Annotated in this window: 24 protein-coding genes; 19 read left to right on the forward strand and 5 right to left on the reverse strand. The window is 70.6% G+C overall.

Features of this window, described 5'->3' with window-relative positions; genetic code table 11:
• Positions 1-54: 54 nt before the first annotated feature.
• The 4 genes from E4N62_RS09225 to E4N62_RS09240 all read right to left on the reverse strand — a co-directional run bounded on the left by E4N62_RS09225 (position 55) and on the right by E4N62_RS09240 (position 4,765).
• Positions 55-894: a TIM barrel protein gene (locus E4N62_RS09225; RefSeq protein WP_230213451.1), complete on the reverse strand. Its 840-nt coding sequence runs from the start codon at positions 892-894 to the stop codon at positions 55-57.
• 166 nt (positions 895-1,060) lie between these two features.
• The gene (locus tag E4N62_RS09230) at positions 1,061-1,999 is read right to left on the reverse strand and encodes a TIGR03619 family F420-dependent LLM class oxidoreductase (RefSeq protein ID WP_230213452.1); all 939 of its coding nucleotides are present in this window, start codon (positions 1,997-1,999) and stop codon (positions 1,061-1,063) included.
• A 133-nt stretch (positions 2,000-2,132) separates the two neighbouring features.
• Complete coding sequence (locus E4N62_RS09235; protein WP_230213453.1) at positions 2,133-3,419, reverse strand: cytochrome P450; 1,287 nt, start codon at positions 3,417-3,419, stop codon at positions 2,133-2,135.
• A 17-nt stretch (positions 3,420-3,436) separates the two neighbouring features.
• Entirely contained in the window at positions 3,437-4,765 is a 1,329-nt protein-coding gene (locus E4N62_RS09240) for a glutamine synthetase family protein (protein WP_268269244.1), read from the reverse strand.
• 365 nt (positions 4,766-5,130) lie between these two features.
• On the opposite strand from E4N62_RS09240, the gene E4N62_RS09245 reads away from it, so the two are divergent.
• The 19 genes from E4N62_RS09245 to E4N62_RS09335 all read left to right on the forward strand — a co-directional run bounded on the left by E4N62_RS09245 (position 5,131) and on the right by E4N62_RS09335 (position 21,612).
• Positions 5,131-5,319, forward strand: coding sequence for a ferredoxin (locus E4N62_RS09245; RefSeq protein ID WP_059082805.1), 189 nt, complete (start codon positions 5,131-5,133; stop codon positions 5,317-5,319).
• A 2-nt stretch (positions 5,320-5,321) separates the two neighbouring features.
• Positions 5,322-6,539 carry an NAD(P)/FAD-dependent oxidoreductase gene (locus E4N62_RS09250; protein ID WP_230213455.1) on the forward strand — a complete coding sequence of 406 codons (1,218 nt, stop codon included), beginning with the start codon at positions 5,322-5,324 and terminating at the stop codon, positions 6,537-6,539.
• A 14-nt stretch (positions 6,540-6,553) separates the two neighbouring features.
• Positions 6,554-7,360, forward strand: coding sequence for an acetoacetate decarboxylase family protein (locus E4N62_RS09255; protein WP_230213456.1), 807 nt, complete (start codon positions 6,554-6,556; stop codon positions 7,358-7,360).
• A 34-nt stretch (positions 7,361-7,394) separates the two neighbouring features.
• The gene (locus tag E4N62_RS09260; protein ID WP_230213457.1) at positions 7,395-8,858 is read left to right on the forward strand and encodes an aldehyde dehydrogenase; all 1,464 of its coding nucleotides are present in this window, start codon (positions 7,395-7,397) and stop codon (positions 8,856-8,858) included.
• On the forward strand, positions 8,851-9,771 hold the full coding sequence (locus tag E4N62_RS09265) for a 3,4-dihydroxyphenylacetate 2,3-dioxygenase (protein WP_230213458.1): 921 nt from the start codon (positions 8,851-8,853) through the stop codon (positions 9,769-9,771). Before E4N62_RS09260 ends, E4N62_RS09265 begins: the two co-directional genes overlap by 8 nt.
• Positions 9,764-10,609, forward strand: coding sequence for a fumarylacetoacetate hydrolase family protein (locus E4N62_RS09270; RefSeq protein ID WP_230213459.1), 846 nt, complete (start codon positions 9,764-9,766; stop codon positions 10,607-10,609). The genes E4N62_RS09265 and E4N62_RS09270 overlap by 8 nt, the downstream gene beginning before the upstream one ends.
• A gap of 49 nt (positions 10,610-10,658) precedes the next feature.
• Positions 10,659-11,261: a TetR/AcrR family transcriptional regulator gene (locus E4N62_RS09275; protein WP_230213460.1), complete on the forward strand. Its 603-nt coding sequence runs from the start codon at positions 10,659-10,661 to the stop codon at positions 11,259-11,261.
• 242 nt (positions 11,262-11,503) lie between these two features.
• The gene (locus E4N62_RS09280) at positions 11,504-12,700 is read left to right on the forward strand and encodes a cytochrome P450 (protein ID WP_230213461.1); all 1,197 of its coding nucleotides are present in this window, start codon (positions 11,504-11,506) and stop codon (positions 12,698-12,700) included.
• A gap of 31 nt (positions 12,701-12,731) precedes the next feature.
• Positions 12,732-12,944 carry a ferredoxin gene (locus tag E4N62_RS09285; protein ID WP_230213462.1) on the forward strand — a complete coding sequence of 71 codons (213 nt, stop codon included), beginning with the start codon at positions 12,732-12,734 and terminating at the stop codon, positions 12,942-12,944.
• A gap of 194 nt (positions 12,945-13,138) precedes the next feature.
• Positions 13,139-14,596, forward strand: a complete 1,458-nt coding sequence (locus tag E4N62_RS09290; protein ID WP_230213463.1) for an APC family permease — start codon at positions 13,139-13,141, stop codon at positions 14,594-14,596.
• A gap of 118 nt (positions 14,597-14,714) precedes the next feature.
• The gene (locus tag E4N62_RS09295; RefSeq protein WP_230213464.1) at positions 14,715-16,205 is read left to right on the forward strand and encodes an aldehyde dehydrogenase; all 1,491 of its coding nucleotides are present in this window, start codon (positions 14,715-14,717) and stop codon (positions 16,203-16,205) included.
• The gene (locus tag E4N62_RS09300) at positions 16,202-16,924 is read left to right on the forward strand and encodes a gamma-glutamyl-gamma-aminobutyrate hydrolase family protein (RefSeq protein ID WP_230213465.1); all 723 of its coding nucleotides are present in this window, start codon (positions 16,202-16,204) and stop codon (positions 16,922-16,924) included. The genes E4N62_RS09295 and E4N62_RS09300 overlap by 4 nt, the downstream gene beginning before the upstream one ends.
• A gap of 442 nt (positions 16,925-17,366) precedes the next feature.
• On the forward strand, positions 17,367-17,624 hold the full coding sequence (locus tag E4N62_RS09305) for a tyrosine-type recombinase/integrase (RefSeq protein ID WP_230213466.1): 258 nt from the start codon (positions 17,367-17,369) through the stop codon (positions 17,622-17,624).
• Between the two features lie 38 nt (positions 17,625-17,662).
• Complete coding sequence (locus E4N62_RS09310; RefSeq protein WP_230213467.1) at positions 17,663-17,914, forward strand: thiamine-binding protein; 252 nt, start codon at positions 17,663-17,665, stop codon at positions 17,912-17,914.
• Positions 17,911-18,279: a helix-turn-helix domain-containing protein gene (locus E4N62_RS09315; RefSeq protein ID WP_230213468.1), complete on the forward strand. Its 369-nt coding sequence runs from the start codon at positions 17,911-17,913 to the stop codon at positions 18,277-18,279. Before E4N62_RS09310 ends, E4N62_RS09315 begins: the two co-directional genes overlap by 4 nt.
• Before the next feature lie 112 nt (positions 18,280-18,391).
• Positions 18,392-18,916 carry a 2-oxo-4-hydroxy-4-carboxy-5-ureidoimidazoline decarboxylase gene (gene uraD / locus E4N62_RS09320; RefSeq protein ID WP_230213469.1) on the forward strand — a complete coding sequence of 175 codons (525 nt, stop codon included), beginning with the start codon at positions 18,392-18,394 and terminating at the stop codon, positions 18,914-18,916.
• Positions 18,913-19,326 carry a hydroxyisourate hydrolase gene (gene uraH / locus E4N62_RS09325; RefSeq protein ID WP_230213470.1) on the forward strand — a complete coding sequence of 138 codons (414 nt, stop codon included), beginning with the start codon at positions 18,913-18,915 and terminating at the stop codon, positions 19,324-19,326. Before uraD ends, uraH begins: the two co-directional genes overlap by 4 nt.
• Positions 19,327-19,328: 2 nt before the next feature.
• Positions 19,329-20,222, forward strand: coding sequence for a factor-independent urate hydroxylase (gene pucL, locus E4N62_RS09330; protein WP_230213471.1), 894 nt, complete (start codon positions 19,329-19,331; stop codon positions 20,220-20,222).
• A 10-nt stretch (positions 20,223-20,232) separates the two neighbouring features.
• The gene (locus E4N62_RS09335; protein WP_230213472.1) at positions 20,233-21,612 is read left to right on the forward strand and encodes an 8-oxoguanine deaminase; all 1,380 of its coding nucleotides are present in this window, start codon (positions 20,233-20,235) and stop codon (positions 21,610-21,612) included.
• A gap of 159 nt (positions 21,613-21,771) precedes the next feature.
• On the opposite strand, the gene E4N62_RS09340 is transcribed toward E4N62_RS09335, so the two are convergent.
• The gene (locus E4N62_RS09340) at positions 21,772-23,970 is read right to left on the reverse strand and encodes an alpha-N-acetylglucosaminidase (protein ID WP_230213473.1); all 2,199 of its coding nucleotides are present in this window, start codon (positions 23,968-23,970) and stop codon (positions 21,772-21,774) included.
• Positions 23,971-24,034 lie beyond the last annotated feature (64 nt).

Genomic DNA, 24,034 nt, shown 5'->3' on the forward strand with positions numbered 1-24,034 from the left:
TGAGGGTGCCTCTCTGACTGCTCTGCTACGGCGGTGGGGTGGGCCTCATCGGCCTCAGCGAGCCGCGCGGGCCTCCCGGGGGAGCCACTCGAAGGCCTCGGAGCTCGGCCGGTCGCCCGGCTTGTACTCCAGGCCGACCATGCCCTCGTAACCGGCCTTGCCCAGCTGGTCGAGGAGGTCTTCCAAGGGGACGGCCCCGGTGCCGGGGACGCCGCGGCCGGGGTTGTCGGCGATCTGCACATGCCCGGTCCGCCCGGTGTGCTCGGCGATCACCCGCGGGAGGTCCTCGCCGTTCATGGACAGGTGGTAGAGGTCCATCAGGAAGCGCGCGTTGCCGAGGCCCGAGGCCTCGTTGACCTTGTCGACGACGCCGACGGCGGCCGGGGCCGACACCAGGGGATAGAGCGGTGACTCCACCTTGTTCAGGGCCTCGATCAGCAGGATCGCGCCGATCCGGTCGGCGGCCCGCGCGGCCAGGACCAGGTGGTGCAGGGCCAGGGCGTCCTGCTCGGCCGGGTCCACACCGGCGACGCGGTTGCCGTACAGCGCGTTGAGCGCCCCGCAGCCGACGGACTCGGCGAACTCCGCGACCACGTCGACGTTGGCGCGGAAGCGCTCCGCTTCCTCGCCCGGGATCGACAGCGCGCCGCGGTCCGGTCCCGGCAGCACCCCCGAGTAGAAGTTCAGCCCGGTCAGCCGTACACCCGCGTCCTCGAACGAGCCCCGCAGGGCGTCGAGTTCGGACCGAGGGGGAGTGGGGGAGTCGACCCAGGGCCACCACAGCTCGACCGCGGTGAAGCCGGCCGCGGCGGCGGCCGCGGGGCGCTCCGGGAGCGGGAGTTCCGTGAAGAGGATCGACAGGTTGACGGTGTAGCGCTGCTCCGCGAATCCCATGGGGCCTCGGACGCTCCCTTCCGTGCACTCTCCGAGTTCAACCGGATTATATTCCGTATGATGGAATTCAGTTTCTACCTAATGGAAGATTGCCGTCGGTGGCCGGAGCTTGTCAAGAGGGCTCGGTAGGGGCGTTCTCGGTTCGTTCTTCCGCGGTCCGGCGCCGTCAGGCGGTCAGCAACTCCACGCGGCGCATCACCTCCCGGCAGAACGCGCCCACCCCGTTCGGGTCGTCGGTGAACTGCGAGGGCTTGACGCAGAAGGTGGTGAAACCTTGGGCCATCTGCTCGGGGATGGCCTCGAGAGCCTGTGCCAGGTCGGCGCAGGAGCTGTCGTCGGGGAACACGGCGCGGGTGCCGCCGATCATCTCCAGGTCGGCGATGTCGCGGCCCGCGGCGGCCATCGCGGTCTCCAGCTTCCGCATGTGCTCGGGCGTCACCTTGCCCAGCGGGTTGAAGGCGTGGCCGTACCGGACGATCCTGCGGACCATCGCGTCGTGCATGCCCGCGCCGCCGAAGCACAGCCGGGGGCCGTCCGGACGGTGTGCCTTGGGCTCGAAGTAGACATCCTGGAAGGCGTAGTGGTCGCTCTCGTGGGACACGGGGGAAGGGCCCCACAACTTCGCCCAGATCTCCAGGTGTTCGTCGAGGAGCTTGCCACGCCGGGAGAACGGGACACCGAGTGCCGCGTACTCGTCCCGGCTCCAGCTGACGTTGGGCAGCACGATCAGACGGCCCTCGGAGAGAAGGTCGAGGGTGCCGAGCTCACGGGCCAGGAGCAGGGGATGGCGCAGGGGAGCGATGACCGCCGACGCGGCCAGACGCACGCGCTCGGTGACGGCGGCGATCGCGCTGAGCAGCATGAGCGAGTTGGGCCATGGGGTGTGGGGGTCCTGGTTGCCGGGCAGGGCGTAGTCGCGGGGGTTGCCCATCACACCGGCTGCTCCGGCGTCGGGGCCGAGCACGATGTGTTCGCTGATCATGACGGAGTCGAATCCGGCGTCCTCGGCCTCGCGGGCCCAGCGGATCACGGTCGGCAGATCCGCGCGGCCTGCGGTCATGGTCCAGTTCTCGCTCAGGACGAGCTGCATGCGGGGAGTGGTCATCGTGGCGATCCTCGGGAGGAGTGCGTGTGAGGGCAGTCGTGAGGGGCGGCCACTCGGTCGGGTTCGGGCGTCCCGGCGGCCGCCCCCTCTGGACGGCTGGGTCAGGCGGTCAAGCGGTCAAGCGGTCGGGCGGTCAGGCGAGGGTGACCTCGACCGGCAGCTTCTTGATGCCGTTGACGAAGTTGGAACGTACGCGCGGGACTTCGCCCGTCAGACGGATGTCCGCGATCCTCGGGATGAGCTCCTCGAACATGATGCGGATCTCGGTGCGGGCGAGCAGGTTGCCCAGGCACAGGTGCGGGCTGCCCTTGCCGAAGGTCACATGGTCGTTGTCGGCGCGGGTGACGTCGAAGTCGTACGGGTTGCCGAAGACCTCCTCGTCGCGGTTGCCGGAGGCGAACCACATGACGACCTTGTCGCCCTCCTTGATCCGCTTGCCGCCCAGTTCCACGTCACGGGTCGCCGTGCGGCGGAAGTGGTAGACGGGCGACGCCCAGCGCAGGAACTCCTCCACCGCCGTCGGGATGAGGGAGGGGTCCTCCTGGAGCCGGGCCAGCTGCTCGGGGTGCTGGAGCAGGGCCAGCATGGAGTGGGTGATGGTGTGGCGGGTGGTCTCGTTGCCGGCCACGACGAGGAGCAGGAAGTAGTTGTCGAAGTCCTGCGGCGAGAGCGGTACACCGTCCTTCGGGGTGGTGTTCACCAGCTTGGACACCAGGTCGGTGCCGTCGCCGCCACGCCGCTGCCGGGCCAGCTCACGGCCGTACTCGAAGACCTCCAGCGAGGCGGGCGAGCGGAACGGGAGGTGCCGGTACTGCTCGCTCTCCGCGCTGTGCAGCAGGACGTCGGCGTAGTCGGGGTCGGTGTTGCCGATGATGCGGTTGCCCCAGTCGATGAGCTGCTGGTTGTCCTCCGGGGGTACGTCGAGGAGGCGGGCGAGGACGTTGATGGGGAAGTCGGCGGAGACCTCCTTGACGAAGTCGAAGCTCCCCTTGGCGAGCGCCGCGTCCAGCGTGGTGGCGGTCAGGCCGCGCAGGAAGTCGGTGTAGCTGTTGATGACGTTCGCGCCGAACTGGCGCTGGAGCAGGCTGCGCATGGCGCGGTGGCGGACGCCGTCCAGTTCCAGGATGGAGGCCCGTGTCTTGATCTGGTCCTCGTCGACCTCTTCGAGGTTCACGAACTTCATGGAGGTGAAGGTCTCGGCGTCGCGGTCGACGCGGGCGATGTCCGCGTGCCGGGTCACCGACCAGAAGCCGGAGTTGGGGGCGTCCTCGGGCTGCCAGTGCACCGGGTCCTGGTGGCGCAGGGTGTGGAACATGCGCCAGGGGGTGATGCCGTCGGTGAAGTTGTCGAGGTCGGCGAGGTTGACGTCCGCCAGCGGCATCGGCTCGTGCACGGCGGCGGTCGGGGTCTCGGTCGTCATCGGATGGCTCCCAGTCGTCACAGGTGGTAGGCGTACTCGGTGAACTCCCAGTCGGTGACGTGCCGTTGGAAGCGTTCGATCTCGTTGCGCTTGTAGGAGAGGAAGGAGTCGGTGAAGTCCTTGCCGAGGACGTCGGTCAGTTCCGTGTCCGCTTCCAGGGCGTCCAGCGCGGCCGGCAGGCTCATGGGCAGCACGGCCGCCCTGGCGGTGTCGTAGCCGTACCCCTCCAAGGGGGCGGGGGGCTCCTCGCCGGCCAGGACCCCGAGCAGTGCGGCGGCGATCGCGCCCGCGATCAGCAGGTACGGGTTGGCGCTGGCGTCACCCAGGCGCAGTTCGAGTCGGGCGCCGGAGCCGCGCTCGGGCGGGATGCGGACCATGGCGCTGCGGTTGTCCAGGCCCCAGTCGATCAGCCAGGGCGCGAGGGTGTCCGGGCCGAAACGCTTGTAGGAGTTCACGGTCGGGTTGGCCAGTGCGGCCAGGGCCGGGGCGTGGGCGAGGACGCCGGCGACGGCGTGGCGTGCGGTGGCGGACAGCCCGTACGGCCCGGCGGGACCGTCGAAGGCGTTACCGGCGCCTGCCTCGTCGGAGCTGTCGCAGGACAGATGGAGGTGGAAACCGGAGCCGCCGGCGTCGTTGAACGGCTTGGCCATGAAGGTGGCGAGTTTCCCCTCCTTCCGGGCCAGCTCCTTGATGGCGGACTTGAAGCGGAAGGCGCGGTCCGCGGCGGACAGGGCGTCGGAGTGGGTGAGGTTGATCTCGAACTGGCCCCCGTCGAACTCGTGGTTTCCGCTGGTCACGCCGATGTTCATGTCCCGCAGCAGACGCAGCGTGCGGAGCAGGTGATTGTCGCCGTCGGCGCGCAGGCCGGCGGTGTAGACGACGCCGGCGGCGCCCGAGTAACGCTTCCAGCCGCTCGGGGAGGCCGGGTCCTCGTCGCAGAGGAAGTACTCGAGCTCGGGGCCGACCACCGGACGCAGGCCGTGTTCGGCACACCGGGCGAGGACGGTGCGCAGCAGATCGCGGGGTGACTCCGGTGCGGGCAGGCCGGTGGCCGGGTCGGTGACCTCGGCGAGGCAGGACGCGACGCCGGGTTCCCAGGGGAGAGGGACCAGGGTGTCGAGGTCCGGTCGCACGGTGACGTCGGGCAGGCCGGCGTCGAGACCGCCGGAGACGGGGACCACGTCGCCCTGGGGGCTGGTGTGGTAGACGGCCCGGCAGAAGGCCAGGCCGTGGTCACACGCCGACGGCAGGTGGTCCAGCAGGATGTCGCGTGCGCGGTCGGTGCCGATGAGATCGGGATAGGTCACGCGCACCACGTCGATGCCCTCGGCGGCGAGCCGCTGCATGTGCTGACGGAGGCTGGGGGTTGGGGCTGCGCTCACCGATGTCTCCTCGGGCGCTAGGGGTGTGGATCGTGAGGGAGTCAGAGGGCCGGTACGGGTGGGGGTGCGGCGTACGGACGGCTTGTTTGATGCCAAACGGTAAGAGTGCTGCGAACGCCCCGCAAGGGGGCAGGAAAAAAATTATCCGCATGGATAGGTATTGACCAGAGCTTGGCGGCTTCCTATGTTGTTTGAAGCCAAATGAGTAAGGGTCCGGTCAGTCGGCCGGGCTCTTGGCCGGGGCCCGGCCGACCGTGATTCGACGGCGGTCGGGCCCCTCTTCCTCCCTTCCTCCCGCCCCGACGCCCTCACCTCCAGGAGGACCGGCCATGAAGGTCGTCGTCGACATGAACAAGTGCCAGGACCACGGCCAGTGCGTCTTCGCCGCCCCCGATGTCTTCTCCATGGACGACAGCGGCCACCTGGCCTACGTCTCCGACCCCGACGACGCGCTGCGCGACGAGGTCGAGGAAGCCGCCGACGTGTGCCCGCTCCAGGCCATCCGTATCGAGGGATGACCATGACGCCGAGGAGTGCACGCATCGTCGTGGCCGGCGCCTCCATGGCCGGCCTGCGCGCGGCCGAGCAGTTGCGGGCCGCCGGCTGGACCGGAGCCATCACGCTCGTCGGTGACGAGCCGCACATGCCCTACAACCGGCCGCCCCTGTCCAAGGAGGTCCTGGCCGGCAAGGCGCCCTTCGAGTCCCTCGCCTTCCGCCCGCGGGCGAGCGTGGCCGACGCGGAGTGGCGGCTGGGCACCAGGGTCGTCGCCGCGCGGCTCGCTGAGAACATCGTCGAGTTCGACGACGGCGAGGCGCTCTCGTACGACGGACTGGTCGTCGCCACCGGAATGCGGCCCCGGCGCCTGCGCTGCCCCGGCCCGCTCGCGGGCCGGCACACGGTCCGCACCATCGACGACGCGCAGGGCCTGCGGCAGGCCCTCACCAGGCCCGGAGCCCGGGTGGTCGTCGTCGGAGGCGGCTTCATCGGCTGCGAGGTCGCGGCCACCGCCGTCGCTCTGGGCGCCCGCGAGGTGACCGTCGTCGACCCGCTGCCCCTGCCGATGGTCGGCCCCCTCGGCGAGCTCCTCGCCAAGGCCCTGCTGAAGCGCCACGAAGAGCGCGGTGTGCGCTTCGCCCTCGGCACGGGCGTGACCGGCTTCACCGGCGACGACCACGTCACCGGCGTCGCCCTCGCCGACGGCACCGTCCTGCCCGCCGACGTGGTGGTCGAGTCGGTCGGCTCGGTCGCCAACACCGAATGGCTGGACGGCAACGGCCTCGACCTGAGCGACGGCGTGCCCACCGACGAGCACCTGCGCGTCGGCGGACGGCCCGACGTGGTGGCCGTCGGCGACGTCGCCCGCTTCCCCAACGCCCGCTACGACGGCGTACCGCGCCGTGTGGAGCACTGGTGCATCCCCACGGACACCGCCAAGCACGCCGCGAAGACCCTCGTCGCCGCGTTGACCGGCGCCGGCCACGAGCTGTCCCCGTTCGCGCCGCTGCCCACCTTCTGGAGCGACCAGCACGACTTCCGCCTGCAGTCCTTCGGGGCGCCGGCACTCGGCAAGGAGGACGTGCGCGTACTGGAAGGCGACCTCGACGGTGACGTCGTCGTCGGCTACCACGCCGCCGGCCGGCTGGCCGGTGTCGTCGCCCTCGGCGGCCAGGCCGCGGCGGCCGCCGCCTCCCGCTACCGCGCCGAACTGCTCAAGCAGCCCGCCCTCTCCGCCTAAGGACCTTGCTGATCATGACCACCGTCCGTGGATTCTTCTTCCCCAAGACGGCGAGCGGAGCCTCGTCGCTGATCCCCTCACCGCCCTACCGGTACTCCGGGGACCTGCTCACCGTCGAGTACCGCACCGACCCGGCCCGCGTGCGTGAACTGCTTCCCGAGCCCCTGGAGCTCGCCGACGAGGACCCGGGCGCGGTGGCGCTGATCTGGGCCGACTGGCAGTCCTGCTCGGCGTCCGGCGAGGAACTGCTCGACCCGGTGCTCTCCCAGTACAAGGAGGCCTTCGCGGTGGTCCGCTGCAAGTACCGCGGGCAGACGTACTCGCGCTGCGTCTACATCTGGGTCGACAAGGACTTCGCGATCGCCCGCGGCCTGCACCAGGGCTACCCGAAGAAGCTCGGCTCGATCCACCAGACGCGCCCGCACCCGTACGGCCCCGCACCGCGCATCGAGGCGGGAGCCCGTTTCGGCGCCACGCTCGCCGCCGCCGACCGGCGCCTCGCCCACACCGTGGTCACCCTGCGCGAACCGTCGGAGACGAACGGCTTCGTCAACGCCCACCCGATGGCCCACCACCGCTGGCTGCCCTCCATCGAGAAGGGCAAGGGCCTCGCCCTGGACGAGCTGATCGAGTCGGGCGCCGCGTCCTTCGAGGCGGGACAGGCCTGGCGCGGCGACGCCGAGCTGGAGCTGTTCGAGGCGCCCACCGAAGAACTGGCCCGCCTGGAGATCCACGAGCCGATCGCCGCCTACTACCGCCAGGTCGGCGTCGTCTGGGACGGCGGCCGACTGCTGGAATCCGGCACCTCCGGCGCCGAGTAGACCCCACCACCTCGTGAGACCGGAGGAACAGAGCATGAGCGAACACACCATCACCGTGGCCGGGGTCACCGTCGACACCCGGCACTGGATCGGCGGCGAGCGCGTCGCCTCTACACAGACGTTCGAGGACGTCTCGCCCATCGACGGCGACACGATCGGTCACATCTCCCGGGGCACGCCCATGGAGGCGGCCGCTGCCGTGGCCGCCGCGAAGGCCGCGTTCCCCGCCTGGGCCGCCACCTCCCACGCGCAGCGCGCCCGCATCCTGCACGCGATCGCCGACGGGGTCGAGAAGCGCATCGAAGAGCTCGCCATCGTCGAGACCACCGACAACGGAGCCCTGCTGCGCTCCCACCGCCGCGGAGTGATGCCGCGGGTCGCCCACAACTTCCGCTTCTTCGCGGACTGGCTGCTCCAACTGGAGCACGAGGACTTCGACACGCGCGGCCACACCAACCACGTCAGCTGGGACCCGGCCGGGCCCTGCGTCCTGATCACCCCGTGGAACGCCCCGCTCATGCTGGCCACGTGGAAGGTCGCCCCGGCGCTGGCCGCCGGGAACACGGTGGTGCTGAAGCCGGCCGAGTGGTCGCCGCTGACCGCCTCCCTGCTGGCCGACATCGCCGCCGAGGCGGGGCTCCCGGCGGGTGTCCTGAACGTCGTCCAGGGCTACGGCTCCGAGATCGGCGACGCGCTGACCTCGCACCCGGACGTGCGCCGCATCAGCTTCACCGGCTCGGTGCCCACGGCCAAGCGCATCGCGGAGTCGGCGGCCGCGCAGCTCACGCCCCTGAGTCTCGAACTGGGCGGGAAGTCGCCGTTGCTGGTGTTCGCCGACGCGGACCTGGACCTCGCCGTCGACCTGGCGGTGGAGCAGTACGACAACGCCGGCCAGGTGTGCCTGGCGGGCACCCGGCTGCTGGTCGAGGAGGCGGTCGTGGAGGAGTTCACGCGCCGGTTCGTCGAGAAGGCGAGCGCGCTGAAGCAGGGCGATCCGCGCCACGAGACCACCGACATAGGGCCCAACATCCACCCCCGCCAGCTGGAGAAGATCGACGGGTTCGTGCAGCGGGCCGTGGCGGCCGGTGCCCGCGCCGTCATCGGCGGCCACCGGGGGGACGGCCAGTACTACGCGCCCACCCTGCTCACCGATGTCGCCCAGGACTCCGAGATCGTGCAGGAGGAGGTCTTCGGCCCTGTCCTGACGCTGCAGACCTTCACGGACGAGGAGGAGGCCGTCCGGCTCGCCAACGGCACCCGCTTCGGGCTGGCCGCCACCGTCTTCACGGGCGACCCCGAGCGCGCCGAGCGCGTCACCGCGCGCCTGGTCGCGGGCACGGTGTGGGTGAACTGCTTCTTCGTCCGCGACCTGCAGGCCCCCTTCGGCGGCTCCCGGCTCTCCGGCGTCGGCCGCGAGGGCGGCACCTGGAGCTTCGACTTCTACTGCGACGTCAAGAACACCGTGACCGCACCGAACGGATGGACAAACCATGGGTGAGATCGTCGGGGCGGGCCTCCTCGCCCACGTCCCCACCATCGTGCTGCCCGAAGAGGACCGGCTGGAGCTCAACGAGGGCAAGGAGATCACCCTCGTCACGGGCCTGAACCAGCTCCGTCAGGACGTCTTCGCCCGCGACGACTACGACACCGTCGTCGTCCTGGACTCCCACTGGGCCACCACCGTCGAGTTCGTCGTCACCGCGCAAGCCCGCCGCGCCGGCCTGTTCACCTCCGAGGAACTGCCACGCGGCATGTGCCGGATGCCGTACGACTTCCCCGGTGATCCCGAACTGGCCGGGAACATCGCGAAGTTCGCCGACCAGCACGGCACCTGGATCACCGCGATCGACGACGACTACCTGCCGATCTACTACGCCACCATCAACCTCTGGAAGTTCCTCGGCGAGGGCCTGCCCGACAAACGGTGGGTGACCATCGGCGTCTGCCAGACCGGCGACATGGAGGACCACCTGCGCCTCGGCCGCGCCCTGGCCGACGGCATCGCCGCCACCCCGGGGCGACGCGTGCTGCTGATCGCCTCCGGTGCCCTCTCGCACACGTTCTGGCCGTTGCGTGAGCTGCGCGACCACGAGTCCAGCGACCCGGTGCACATCTTCACACCCGAGGCGCGCGAGGCCGACCACGAGCGGATCGCCTGGTTCAAGGAGGGCCGTCACGACAAGGTCCTCGACACGATGGACGCGTTCTGGAGGTACAAGCCGGAGGCGAAGTTCTTCCACTACCTGATGATGGCCGGCGCCCTCGGCGAACGCGCCTGCGTCGCCAAGGCCCGTCAGTACGGCGAGTACGAGAACTCGATCGGCACCGGCCAGGTGCACCTCTGGTTCGACCGCCCCGAGGGCGGCTGGACCGCATCCCACACCCCCGTACAGGAGTCCGCTCATGCCTGAGTACCGCCGCATCCTGCTCGACGGCGCCGCCGTCCAGGTCACCGTCGACGGTGACGAGCTGGTCGCAGGGGACGGCCGCCGCGTCAAGACCGACGAGGCGCACCACCTGCCGCCGGTCGTCCCCTCCAAGGTGATCGCCGTCCACCTCAACCACCGTAGCCGCGTCGAGGAGTTCGGGATCGAGCTGCCGGCCACGCCCACCTACTTCCACAAGCCGACCTCGGCCCTCAACGCCCACAAGGGCGCGATCGTCCGGCCCGAGGGCTGCAAGTGGCTCAACTACGAGGGCGAGGTCGCCATCGTCATCGGGAAGACCGCGCGCAACATCTCCCCGGCCGAAGCGGGCGAGTACATCGCCGGCTACACCGTCGCCAACGACTACGGCCTGCACGACTTCCGTGACACCGACGCCGGCTCGATGCTCCGGGTCAAGGGCTCCGACACCCTGTGCCCGCTCGGTCCGGGACTGGTCACCGACTGGGACTTCCACGGCAAGAGCCTGCGGACGTATGTCAACGGCGAGGTCGTCCAGGACGGTTCGACCGACGAGATGCAATGGGACATGCACTACCTCGTCGCCGACATCGCCCGCACCATCACCCTGTACCCGGGCGACGTCCTGCTGTCGGGCACACCGGCCAACTCCCGGCCCGTACAGCCCGGTGACGTCGTTGAGGTCGAGGTGGAGGGCCTCGGACGGCTCACCAACCACGTCGTCACCGGCCCCACTCCCATCCGCGCCGATGTCGGCGCGCAGCCCACCGAGTCCGAGGAGGTGCTGTCCACCGCGCTCGGCGGCGACTGGGAGTTCCGCGGCATCCGCCCGCCGAAGCGCTGACGCCCCTGCGACGGTCTGCCGGCCCCGGCGTACGGGTAGGGTCGCGCTCATGAGCGATTCCTCCGACAAGCCCCCGGCCAGGCCCCGCAAGCGGGTGGACTACGGGACCGGCCGTGAGGCCCTGCTCAACGCGGCCGTGCGCGTGGTGGCCCGGGGCGGGCTGCGCAAGCTCACCTATCGCGCCGTCGCGGAGGAGGCGGGTGTCACGCACGGGCTCGTGGTGCACCACTTCGGTTCGCGGGACGCGCTGATCGAGGCAGCCCTCGAACACGCGGTGCGCACCAGCGCGAGTACGAGTTCCCTGGAGCCGGGTACGGGCGACATCGCGGACTTCGCGGCGGGACTGGCGGACATGGTCACGCGTGCGCCTGCCCTGCAGACGTTCCAGTACGAGCTCATGCTCGAGTCCCGGCGCAGGCCCGAGCTGCTGCCGCAGATTCGCGCACTGTACGACGAGTACTTCCAGGCCACGGAGAGGGAACTGTCCCGGAGCCTGCCCGAAGGCACCAGCCCTGCCCTGACCCGGCTCGTCTTCGCCGCTCTGGAGGGCCTCGTGCTGCACCAGTTGGTCTTCGACGAGCCGGACGTCACCGAGGCCGCGCTGAAGGAGCTGCGGTCACTGCTGACCCGGAAGTCTGGAGAGGCAGAGTAGCCGCCCATGTCGTTCTCCCCGCCATAACAGCAGGTCAGACCGAGTCCCCGTCGCCCGGCGACGGGGACTCGGCTGTTTCCGGCGGCGTAAAGAGTTGATTACCCGCCCGTGAGGTATTGACGAAATTATCCGAGTGGATAATTCTCGCGGTGCAGGGCCACTGGCCGCTTCCCCTTTGCCGCCTCCCCTTCGCCACTCCCGGCTTCCCTCCGCCTCGCGCCCGATACGAGGAGTGCCTCGCCATGACCGTCACCACGGCCGGACCCGTGTCCGCCACCGAGGACCTGCTGCCCTTCCGTGACCCCGGCTTCCGTGCGGACCCGTACCCGTACTACGCGCGGCTGCGGCAGGAGCACCCGGTCTACCGGCATCCGCTCGGCCTGTACGTCGTCTCCCGCTACGAGGACGTCGCCCGGCTGATCCGCAACCCCACCCTGAGCGTGCAGCAGCTCGACTTCGGGGTCGCCGACCCCATCCACCACACCATGCTCGGCAAGGACGCCCCCGACCACACGCGGCTGCGCCGGATCACCAACCGCTGGTTCACGCCCAAGGCCGTCGAGGAGTGGTCCAAGGTGATGCGCGCCTCCGTGGAGGCCGTGCTCGACGGGGTCGAGAAGGGCGACGGAACCCTGGACGCGGCCGACGGCCTCTCCCTGAAGTGCACCTTCGAGACGACCTGCCACATCTTCGGCATCGAGCCGACCGAGATGGACGCCATCCAGCGCAAGACCTACGAGATCGGGCTGAGCCTCGGCCCCGGCGGCAACGACGAGGAGGCCCGCGCCACCACGGAGGCGTTCGCCTGGTTCGCCGAGCACATCCGCCGGCTCGTCGCCGACAAGCGGGCCCACCCCGGCGAGGGACTGATCGACGCGTTCATCGCCGCGCAGGACGAGGGCGGGATGACCGAGGAAGAGGTCGTCCACACCATCTTCCTGTTCTTCGCCGTGGGCCACCTCGACGTCAAGCACCTGATCAATCACGGCATCTGGCTGATGACACAGCGGCCCGAGCTGTTCGCCGCCTACCGGGACGAGCCGGAGGCGCGGCCCGGCATCATCAACGAGATCCTGCGCATCGACACGCCCGAGTCGATGGTGGTGCGACTGACCACGCAGGACACCGTCATCGGCGACAGCACCGTGCCGGCCGGAGAGGCGCTGGCCCTGCTCATCGCCTCCGCCAACCGCGACGCCGAGGTCTTCGCCGACCCCGACACCTTCGACCGCACCCGCCCCCTCGCCGCCAGCCAGCACCTGGCCTTCGGCTCCGGCACGCACGGCTGCGCCGGCCAGGTCATGGCCCGCGCCGAGGCCGACATCGTCTTCAGCTCGATCGTCAACCGGTTCTCCGGTGTCGAGTTGGCGGGAGAACCCGCCTATGCGCACACCGAGTTCCTGCGCACGATCACCCACCTCCCCGTCCGTTTTCGCTGATCCCCGACCCCTTCGAGAGGCAGGAGCCGTCATGAAGGTCGAAGTCGACCTCGACAAGTGCCAGGACCACGGCCAGTGCGTCTACGCGGCCCCCGACCTGTTCGCGCTGGACGACGAGGGGCGCCTGTCCCTGCGGTCGCGGGCGACCGACGTCTACGTGGCCGACGTGGACGAGGCGAGCGCCGAGGAGCTGCACGAGGCCGCCGAGGTCTGTCCGCTGCAGGCCATCGCGGTGCACGAGTAGGGACGGGTGCCGAGTGGGCCCTTGCCGACCCCGTTGGGCGTCGACCGGAGGACACGGTCCTGTAAAGACCTCCGTGTCCGCAGAAGGATCTCACCGAAACCCCTTGCCAAACGGATAGTTCCAGCCCACCATGGGGCAACTCGTTTGGCCTAAAACAAAACTCCGCCCTCCCCGTTCCCCGGCAGGTGATTCGAGTGGACAGTCAGACCGCGGTCGCGACGCAGACCGCTGATGATGCATCCATAGCAGGCAGACTCAAGCCCAACTCTCTCGGTGTCCTCGGCATCCTCTTCTTCGTTCTCTCCGCCCAGGCGCCGCTGACCGGCATCGCCGGGGCCGTGCCCATCGCCATCGCCATCGGCAACGGGGCCGGCGCTCCGGCCGCCTATCTCGCGGCCGGCGTCATCGTCCTGCTGTTCTCCGTGGGCTTCGTCGCCATGGGCCGGCACGTCGTGGACGCCGGCGCCTTCTACACGTACATCGGCAAAGGGCTCGGCCGCTCGACCGGCTCCGGCAGCGCCGCCGTCGCGCTCTTCGCCTACTGCGCCGTCCAGGCCTGCATGTACGGGCTGTACGGAAGCATCATGAGCGGCCTGGTCGAGCACCATACCGGGGCCCACGTGGCGTGGTGGGTCTGGGCGCTGGTCACCATGGCGATCGTGCAGGTGCTCGGCGCCTCGGGCATCGAGATGGGCGCCAAGATCCTCGCCGTCTTCGTGCTCGCCGAGTTCAGCATCCTGATCGCCTTCGCCCTCGTGACCCTCTTCAAGGGCGGCGGCCCCGAGGGCCTGGGCTTCACGGAGAGCTTCTCTCCGTCCGCCGCGCTTCAGGGCGCTCCCGGTGTGGCGCTGATGTTCGCCGTGGCGTCGATGTTCGGCTTCGAGGCCACCGCCATCTACGGCGAGGAGGCCCGGGAACCCCGCAAGACCGTCCCCCGGGCCACCTACCTGTCCGTCGCGGTGATCACCGGCTTCTTCGCCTTCGCCTCGTGGATGCTGGTCTCCGCGCATGGCGCCTCCCAGGCCACGGCCGAGGCGGGCAAGGCGCTGGAGGGCGGTGACGGCGCGGCGTTCGTCTTCGCGCCGATCGCCGACCTGTTCGGCGGCTGGGTCAACGACGTGCTGCCGATCCTGCTCGCCACCTCCCTGTTCGCCGGCCTCCTGGCCTTCCACAACTCCGCCAACCGCTACCTGTTCTCGCTCGGCCGCGAAGGGCTCCTGCCGCACGGACTGACCGCCGTCAACCGGCGTCATTCGCCCTGGGTGGCCGGCGCCGTGCAGACCGCGATCGCGGTGCTCCTCGTGGTGCCCTTCGCCATCCTGGGCAAGGACCCGGTGCTGACCCTCTTCTCCTGGTTCAGCGGGGTCGCGGTCCTCGGCATCATGCTGCTGTACTTCCTGACCTCGGTCTCGGTCATCGTGTTCTTCCGCCGCTCCGGCGCCGACACCCGCCCCTGGAACACCCTGATCGCCCCCGTCCTGGGCGCCCTCGGCATCGCGGGTGCCATCTGGCTCATCATCGCCAACTTCACGACGCTGATCGGCGGTGACCAGACGACGGCCATATGGCTCCAGCTCACCGTTCCGGTGGTGCTGATCCTCGGCGTCGTCGCCGCCCGGCTGACGCGGTCCCGGACACAGACCGCCGACTGAACACCGCTTTGCCTCACCGATACGGCCGGAGCCTGCGCCCCGGCCGTATCCGGCCTTGTGCCGGAGCGCGTGAGTTGTTTTCGCCAAACGAAACGGATGAGACGGAGAGGGAGAGCGCGTGCTGAACGCCACCCACGAGGAACTGCTGCGCCGCGCCAAGGAACTCGACCTGCCCACGCAGCACCACATCGACGGCAGGAGCGAAGCCGGTGACGGTGGATCGTTCGCCGTGATCTCCCCGCGCGACGGCCAGAGCCTGGTCCAGGTCGCCGACGCGGGGGAGGCGGAGGTCGATCTCGCGGTCGCGGCGGCGCGCCGCGCCTTCGACACAGGGCCGTGGCCGCATCTGGCGCCCGCCGAGCGCGGCCGGGTCCTGCTGCGGATCGCCGAGCTGCTGGAGGAACGGCGCGAGGAACTGGCGCTGACCGTGAGCCTGGAGATGGGCAAACCGATCACGGACGCGTACGCCATCGAGCTGCGCGCCGCGATCAACACCTTCCGCTGGTACGGGCAGCTCGCCGACAAGCTCACCGACGAGTCCCCGCGCACCGCGCCGGACGCGCTCGCTCTCATCACCCGAGAGCCGACCGGTGTCGTCGGCGCCGTCGTGCCATGGAACTTCCCGCTCACGTTGGCGAGTTGGAAAGTCGCGCCCGCGCTCGCCGCCGGCTGCACGGTCGTCCTGAAGCCGTCGGAGTCCTCTCCGCTGTCCGCCCTCCTGCTCGGCCGCGCCGCCACCGACGCCGGACTGCCGCCGGGTGTCCTCAACGTCGTGACCGGTGACGGTCCGGTGGCCGGCCGGGCGCTCGGCCTCCACCCGGACGTCGATGTCCTGGCCTTCACCGGATCCACGGCCGTCGGCCGGCACTTCCTGCGCTACGCCGCCGACTCCAACCTCAAGCGCGTCTGGCTCGAACTCGGCGGCAAGTCACCGAACATCGTGCTGCCCGACGCCCCCGACCTGGAGAAGGCCGCGGCGACCGCGGCCTGGGGCATCTTCTTCAACCAGGGAGAGATGTGCACGGCGCCCTCCCGGCTGCTGGTCCACTCCTCCATCGCCGAACAGGTCACCGAGGCCGTCGTGGCGCGGGCGCACGAGCTGCGGGTGGGCGACCCGCTCGATCCGGCCACCGAGATGGGCGCACTGGTCGGCGACAGCCACCTCGGCAAGGTCCTGGAGCATGTCGCCTCCGGCCTGGACGAGGGCGCCCGGCTGCGCGTGGGCGGGGGCCGGACCCGGGCCGAGACCGGCGGCAGCTACCTGCGGCCCACCGTGTTCGACCGGGTCGACCCCGGCATGCGGCTGGCCCGCGAGGAGATCTTCGGCCCGGTCCTGTCCGTCCTGGCCTTCGACGACCTCGACGAGGCGGTACGGCTCGCCAACGCCACCGAGTACGGCCTCGCCGCCGGCCTGTGGACCTCCGACCTGTCCACCGCCCACAAGGTCTCGCGCGCGCTCAAGGCCGGGACGGTCTGGGTCAACTGCTACGAGGAGGGCGACCTGACCGTCCCCTTCGGCGGCATGAAGCAGTCCGGCAACGGCCGCGACAAGTCCGCCCACGCCATGGAGAAGTACACCGAACTGAAGACCACCTGGATCCAGCTGTGACCCGTACGCACCCGCGACCTCTGATCGCGATCCCGGCCCGGTTCGCCGCCACCACGTCCGCGCTCCGTTACGCCGCCGAGGTCAACGCCCGCGCGCTGGTCGAGGCCGTGTGGCGGGCCGGGGGTGAGCCGGTGAGCATCCATCCAGCCGATCCGGCCGGAGCCGACGTGGCCGAACGGCTTGCCCGCTTCGACGGCGTGCTGCTCCCGGGCGGCGGGGACCTGGCCCCGCACCGCTACGGCGCCACCGACACCCATGACAGCGTCTATGACGTCGACGACCTCCAGGACGTGTTCGACCTCGAAGTCGCCCGCCGGACACTGGACCTGGGACTGCCCCTGCTCGCGATCTGCCGTGGGCTGCAGGTGGTGAACGTCGCCCTCGGCGGCAGCCTGGAACAGGACATGGGCGGCGCGGACCGCGAGCACCGGCACATCGTCCACCCGGTCGCGATCCAGCGCGGCACGCTGCTCGAACAGGCCACCGGCGCCGAGAAGACGGAGGTCTCCTGCTACCACCATCAGCGCGTCGACCGCATCGGCGTCGGGCTCACGGTCACCGCGCGGGCCGCCGACGGCACCGTGGAGGGGCTCGAACTGCCCGGACACCCGGGGTGGTTCGCGGCGGTGCAGTGGCACCCCGAGGACACCGCGGACCAGGACCCGGCCCAGCAGGTCCTGTTCGACGCACTGGTTGACGCCGCCCACCACAGACACTGACAAGGACATGGCTCTCTTCGGCCCCAAGCGACAGGCACCCCGCCTCGCCCCCGAACTCGACGACGTTCCGCTGGGCCGCGTGCTGAGAGGCATCGTCGCCGCCCGCGGACCGGGACCGCAGGACCTCGCCGTCGCCCGGGATCGGGATCCTCGCCCAGGCCGCGCCCGCGCCGGCCCCCCGACCCGGATGGCCTGGCGCCGGCCCTGTGGTCCGAACTGGCGACCGACCCGCGGGAGGCCCCGGCGCTCTGCCGCGTCGCCGCCGATGCCCACCCCGCTGATCCGACCCCGTGGGTGGCCGCGCTGGCGGCGCTGCGGCTCCTGGGGCGGCCGAGTTCTGCACTTCCCCCGTCTGGCAGGAGATACGCGCGCTTGATCCATTACACGAACTACTTCGGGCGGGTGTAGGTACGCGGGCGGCTCTCCAGCCGCCCGGCGACGCATGGGGAGTGGGCAGGACCTTGCGCGGCCCGGCCCCCACGCCGTGCGGCACTCCTGCACGTCTCTGCTGATCGCTGCGGGGGAGTCCGTTAAGGTCGTGTCGGAGCGGCTGGGGCACACCGACGCCGCGATGACCTTGAACGTCTACAGCCATCTCTTCCCTGAGTCGGACGAGCGGGCAAGGGCGGCGGTGGACCGGGCTCTCCGTACGGTGACGGGCGAAGGCGCCCCCGCTGTGCCCTCTCCATCGGAGGGTTGAGGGAACGTGCAGGTCAGAGTGTTTGCCTTGGGGGCACAGTGCGATTGAGAGTGGAGTTCACGACCGAGCCCTTCGACCTCGACGAGGCCCCGGCGCACGCGCTCGTGGCGCGGGAGGTCATCGAGGCGGCCGACCTGGACGCGGTCGACGTCGGCCCGTTCGGCAACACGGCGGAGGGGCGGGCCGACGCCGTGCTGGCGGCCGTGGAGGCGCTGTTGCGCCGGACGCTGGAGTCCGGCGCCACTCGGATCTCGCTCCAGGTCAATGTGGTCGGGGAGGGCGGCGAGTGACCGGCGCCGACGACGAGCGTTTCGTCGCGGCGGTCAAGCCGCTGGTCGACGCCATGGGCGGTCTCATGCTCCCGCCGGACGAGGCCGGCCCCGACGACGTCGTCCTGGCCTGGGAGGGTGCGGACGTCGTCGCCGTACGGCTGCCGCAGCTCGCCGAGTCGCTGGATCACCTCCTCGCCGCGATGGAGCGCCAGAAGGGCAGGCCGCTCGCCGACCTCGACCGCAGGGCCAAGCAGGAGGTCGTACGGACCCTGGAGGCGCGCGGCGCCTTCTCGGTGCGCCACGGCGTGGAGACCGTCGCGAGCGCCCTCGGGGTCAGCCGCTTCACCGTCTACAACTACCTCAACCGTGACAAAGAGACCTGAGCCCCACGGGCGAGTGTCGTAACCGCGATTTTTCAACAAACTGTTGACGCAAGGTCGTCGCGGGGCGTTAGCTTGCCGTAGCCAGTCCAGCACCACGGCGACGGAGGCTCCCGTGACTTCGCGTTCCTCGACACCGGGCCTCGCCCGTTTCAACGCCCTGGAGGAGCACGTGGCCGCCGCCGCGCTCCACGAGGCGTGTGCCTCGGCCGCATGGGGGCGCAGACTCCTCGCCGGCCGCCCCTACGCCGCCGTCGAGGACCTCCTCGCCGCCAGTGACGCGGCCATGGCCGAACTGGGCGAGGAAGACCTGGCGCAGGCCATGGCCGGGCACCCCCCGATCGGCCGCCCGAAGCCGGGCGACCCGACCTCGGCCCGTGAGCAGCGCGGTATGGCCGGCGCCTCCGACGAGCTCAGGGCGGAGATGCTCGAACTGAACCTGGCCTACCAGGAGAAGTTCGGCCATGTCTTCCTGATCTGCGCCACCGGCCGGACCGGCGAGCAGATGCGCGACGCGGTCCGGGACCGGATCGGCAACGCGCCGGAGCGGGAACGCGAGATCGTCCGCACCGAACTGGGCAAGATCAACCGCATCCGCCTGGCCCGGCTCGTCGACGTCGAAGAGGAAGCCCGATCATGAGCACCAGCACGACCGCCTCGGTGTCCACGCACATCCTGGACACCTCCGTCGGGCGCCCCGCCCCGGGCGTCGCCGTCCACGTCGCCGCCCGCTCCGGACGGGAAGCGGACTGGCGGGCGCTCGGCGGCTCTGCGACCGACGCCGACGGCCGCTGCAAGGACCTCCCGGCCCTGCCGGAGGGCACCACACAGGTGCGACTCGACTTCGAGGTCGAGCCGTACCTCGCCCGGAACGCCGCACAGACCGTGCACAAGCAAGCCGATGCGCAGCAGGACGCCCCCGCGAATCGGGACAGCGGTGCCGTGTTCTTCCCCGAGGTCGTCATCACCTTCACGGTGACGCCCGGCGAGCACTACCACGTACCGCTGCTGCTCAACCCGTTCGGCTACTCCGTTTATCGAGGGAGCTAGCTATGCCCATCCTTGGACCCAACCAGTACGGCAAGGCAGAGAACCGCGTCGTACGCATCACGCGGGACGGCGCCACCCACCACATCAAGGACCTCAACGTCTCGGTCTCGCTGAGCGGCGACATGGACGAGGTCCACCTCTCGGGGTCGAACGCGAACGTCCTGCCGACGGACACCACCAAGAACACCGTGTACGCCTTCGCCAAGGAGCACGGCATCGAGTCCGCCGAACAGTTCGGCATCCATCTCGCCCGGCACTTCGTGACCTCCCAGCCGGCCATCCACCGGGCCCGTATCCGTATCGAGCAGTACGCCTGGGAGCGCATCGAGCACGGCGGCGAGGGCGCGCACTCCTTCGTCCGGCAGGGCCAGGAGACCCGGCTGACCCAGATCGCCCACGACGGCTCGTCGTGGGAGGTCGTCTCCGGTCTCAAGGACCTCACGGTCATGAACTCGACCGACTCTGAGTTCTGGGGTTACGTCAAGGACAAGTACACGACCCTGCCCGAGGCGCACGACCGCATCCTCGCCACCGAGGTCTCCGGCCGCTGGCGCTTCAACTGGACCGACGACGAGCAGCCGATGCCCGACTGGGAGACCTCCTACGAGCAGGTGAAGCAGCACCTGCTCCGGGCCTTCGCCGAGACGTACTCGCTCTCGCTCCAGCAGACCCTCTACCAGATGGGCGTACGGATCATCGACCACCGCGCGGAGATCGACGAGGTCCGCTTCTCCCTCCCGAACAAGCACCACTTCCTGGTGGACCTGGCCCCCTTCGGGCTGAAGAACGACAACGAGGTGTACTTCGCCGCCGACCGCCCCTACGGCCTGATCGAGGCCACCGTCCTGCGGGACGGGTGCGAGGCGAAGATCCCGGCGGACCTGACAAACCTCTGAAGGGCGCACCATGACATCAGTTCAGCGCATCGTGATCGAGAACTGTTCGATCGCGACCGTGGACGCCGACGACACCGAGTACGCCACCGGCCATCTCGTCATCGCCGGCGACCGCATCGAGTCGCTCGGCAGGGGGCGGGCCCCCGAGGACCTGGCGGACGTCGTACGCCGTATCGACGCGACAGGCCACCTCGTGACCCCCGGCCTGGTCAACACGCACCACCACTACTACCAGTGGATCACCCGGGGCCTCGCCACCGACCACAACCTCTTCGACTGGCTCGTCGCGCTCTACCCGACCTGGGCCCGCATCGACGAGCAGATGGTCCACGCGGCGGCCCAGGGCTCCCTGGCGATGATGGCCCGCGGCGGCGTCACCACCGCGATGGACCACCACTACGTCTACCCGAAGGACTCGGGCGACCTGTCGGGAGCGATCATCCGCGCCGCCCGCGAGACGGGCGTCCGCTTCACCCTGGCCCGCGGCTCCATGGACCGCAGCGAGAAGGACGGCGGCCTGCCCCCGGACTTCGCCGTCGAGAGCCTCGAAGGCGCCCTCGCGGCGACCGAGGCCACCGTCAAGGAGCACCACGACGCCTCCTTCGGCGCGATGACCCAGGTGGCCGTCGCGCCCTGCTCGCCGTTCTCGGTCTCCACCGAACTGCTGCGTGAGGGCGCGGAGTTGGCCCGTCGCCTCGGGGTGCGGCTGCACACCCACGGCTCGGAGACGGTCGAGGAGGAGAAGTTCTGCCACGAGCTGTTCGGCATGGGCCCGACCGACTACTTCGAGTCCACGGGCTGGCTCGGCGAGGACGTGTGGATGGCCCACTGCGTCCATATGAACGACTCCGACATCGAGGCCTTCGCCCGTACCAAGACGGGTGTCGCCCACTGCCCGTCGTCCAACGCCCGGCTGGCGGCGGGGATCGCCCGGGTCCCCGACATGCTGGCGGCCGGCGTCCCGGTCGGCCTCGGCGTCGACGGCACGGCCTCCAACGAGTCCGGCGAACTCCACACCGAGCTGCGCAACGCGCTCCTGATCAACCGCCTCGGCGCCCACCGCGAGGCCGCCCTCACCGCCCGCCAGGCCCTCCGGCTCGGCACGTTCGGCGGCGCCCAGGTCCTGGGCCGGGCGCGGGAGATCGGCTCCCTGGAGCCCGGCAAGCTCGCCGACCTGGTCCTCTGGAAGCTCGACACGCTCGCGCACGCCTCGATCGCCGACCCGGTGGCCGCCCTGGTCCTCGGCGCGGCGGCCCCGGTGACGGCGTCGTTCGTGAACGGCCGGCAGATCGTTGCGAACAACCGCCTGCTGCACGTCGACGAGGACGCGATCGCCCGCTCGACGCGGCAGGAGGCGCGGCGGCTGGCGCGGATCGCCGCCGGGGCCTGACCCGCTGAGCTCTGGTCGAGGGGGACGGCCCTCGGCCAGAGCCGTGGACCTCGGTGAGGTCCACGGCAGCCGTCTCCGGGGCGCTCACACGCGTGCGCGCCCCGGAACGGCGTCCCGGGCAGGCCGTCCCGGGTGGGCCGCACGCGCCGGCGGGGTCCGTCAGGAGAGGGCCGCGAGCCGGTCCCGGACCCGGGTCGCGACCGTGTACGTGTCGCCGGCCGGCTCGGTCGCGAGGGTCCCCGGGTTCCGCGCCCAGCGGTCCTCCAGGGCGAACCAGTCGATCTTCGCCGGCGTCCGGCCCGCGGCCAGCGCGGCCCTCAGCTCCTCGAAGTACGTCGACCAGCGCAACCGGTACAGCCCACCGACCAGTCCCGCCCACTCCCGGTTGGCGTAGTCCCGCAGCCCCGCGTCCGCTCCCTTCCGTGTTCCCCACACGGTCAGCAGCGACAGGTTGTCGTACGCCAGCTGGTCCCGCTCGGCGGCGTCCGCGCCCCAGGAGCGGGCCTCCGCCACCCAACGACCCAGCAGATGGCGGGAGTCGGTGGCCACCAGCTCGTCCAGCAGATCGATGAGCGACAGCCAGTCCGCGCTCGACCTCGCGAAGAGGGCGCTGTCCTCGGCGTCGTAGGCCGCCTTGATCCGCGGCAGCATCACCCGGCTGCGGTTGGCGAGGGCCTGGCGGGCCACGTCGAGGAGGTCGCGGCGATACGCCGCCGAGACCCGCAAGCCGGGCCGTACCAGCAGCAGTTCGTCCAGGGCAGGCTCGAACTCGGCGACGCTGTAGCGGAGTTGCTTCGGGGACCAGCGTCCGGCCCGTACGACGTTCAGGGCCGGCCGGGCGCCGAACAGGCCGTCGGCACCCTCGCTCCAGGAGTCGGCGCGGGTGGTGCCGTACGCGGTGCGGCGCAGGATGTCCCAGGCGGCCCCGGCGTGCGGATCGAGGGCGCCGTACCGGGCGTGCGCCCACTCGGCGAACCAGGCCTTCAGGTCCAACTCGCCCTCCCGCCAAGCGAGTTCCGAGAACAGGGTGAAGGCGGCCGGGTTGTTGTCCGCCGCCTCCGGCATCAGGGCGATCCCCTGCAGCCGGCTGCCGTCCTTCGTGCGCCACTTCTCGTACAGCGCGGCCCACTCGGGGGTGTTGGCGCCGAGCGCGGTGTGCCCGCCGAAGTTCCAGATGGAACCGAAGGCGTACGGGGTGTCGCCCCAGTCGGCCTCGCGGTCGGTGACCGTGGGGAAGCGGTCGGAGAGGCCGTCGACGACGAGCATGCGCTCCTTGTCGACGGCGTCGACGATCGCCCGCGGCGGGTTGTGCTGCCAGCCGAGGATCACCCAGGTGGCCCCCGGGTGCGCCCGCCGGAGCGCGCGCTCGACGCCCTTCGCCGCGTCGGCCACGGGGACGTCCCCCGGGTCGCCGCCCTCGTGCAGCAGATCCATCTTGTACAGCGTCGACGGACCGAACATCTCGTCCTGCACCCGGTAGAAGGCCGCCGCGACCGTGGCGAACTCGGCCCCGCGCGGGTCCAGCCAGTCGGGGCGCGCGAAGCCCATCCACTCGCCCTGCGGCACGGTCCGTGCCCCCGGGACCCGCTCCGCGAAGCCCGCCGGGACCGTCCCGAAGTAACCGGGGAACACCGGTGTCATCCCCAGCTCCCGGGCCCGGTCGGCGATCCGGCGGCCGAGGACGGCCCGCGCGTCCAGGAGCTGCCGGGAGACGGGTGAGGGGAAGGCGGAGAGGTTCTGCAGCAGCCACCACGGCTGGTGGGCCGGGCCCGGCACCCACGCCCGCAGCTCCTCCTCGCCGTACCCGAACTCCTGGAACACCCGGTGGTACAGCGCGTCCGCGCCCGCGTAGACGAGGACCTCGTTGTAGCCGTGCAGCGCCAGCACGTCCAGCTCGCGCTCCCAGTACCCCCAGTCCAGGTACGCGCCGGTGTAGCCGTCGTTGGTGTCGTTGAGGGCGAAGCGGTGGACGACGTTCGCCCGGCGGCGCACCGCCTGGTCGAGGCCCGGCAGCTCGCGCGGCAGGAGGTCCGTCTGCTCGCCCGCCCAGTTGATGTCGGCGTACGCGACGTGTTTCAAGTACCAGTTCAGGCCGGTGAGTTGCGTGGCCGGGGTGTCACCGGCGACGGTGATGCGGCCCGTGCTCCCCGATACCTGGAAGGTGTCCTTCTCCAGTCCCTCCAGGAAGGTGATCTGCCGCCAGTGGTCCGGCAGCAGCCTTCTGGCCGCCACCGAGGCCGTGCGCTGTGCCTTGTCGGTGCGGGGCGCGTCGTCCGAGGGAATCGCGCGGGCCGAGGTGCAGGCGGCGGCGGAACCGGCGGCGAACGCGGTGAGCAGGGCACGGCGGGCGAGCGGCATGGCGTCTCCGGGGTGCGGTGGGGGCGGTGGGGGCGGTGGGTGGCGGGTACGCCGTGGGAGGAGT

This window comes from Streptomyces sp. MNU76 (genome assembly GCF_020982545.1).
In the GTDB taxonomy this organism is placed as follows: domain Bacteria; phylum Actinomycetota; class Actinomycetes; order Streptomycetales; family Streptomycetaceae; genus Streptomyces.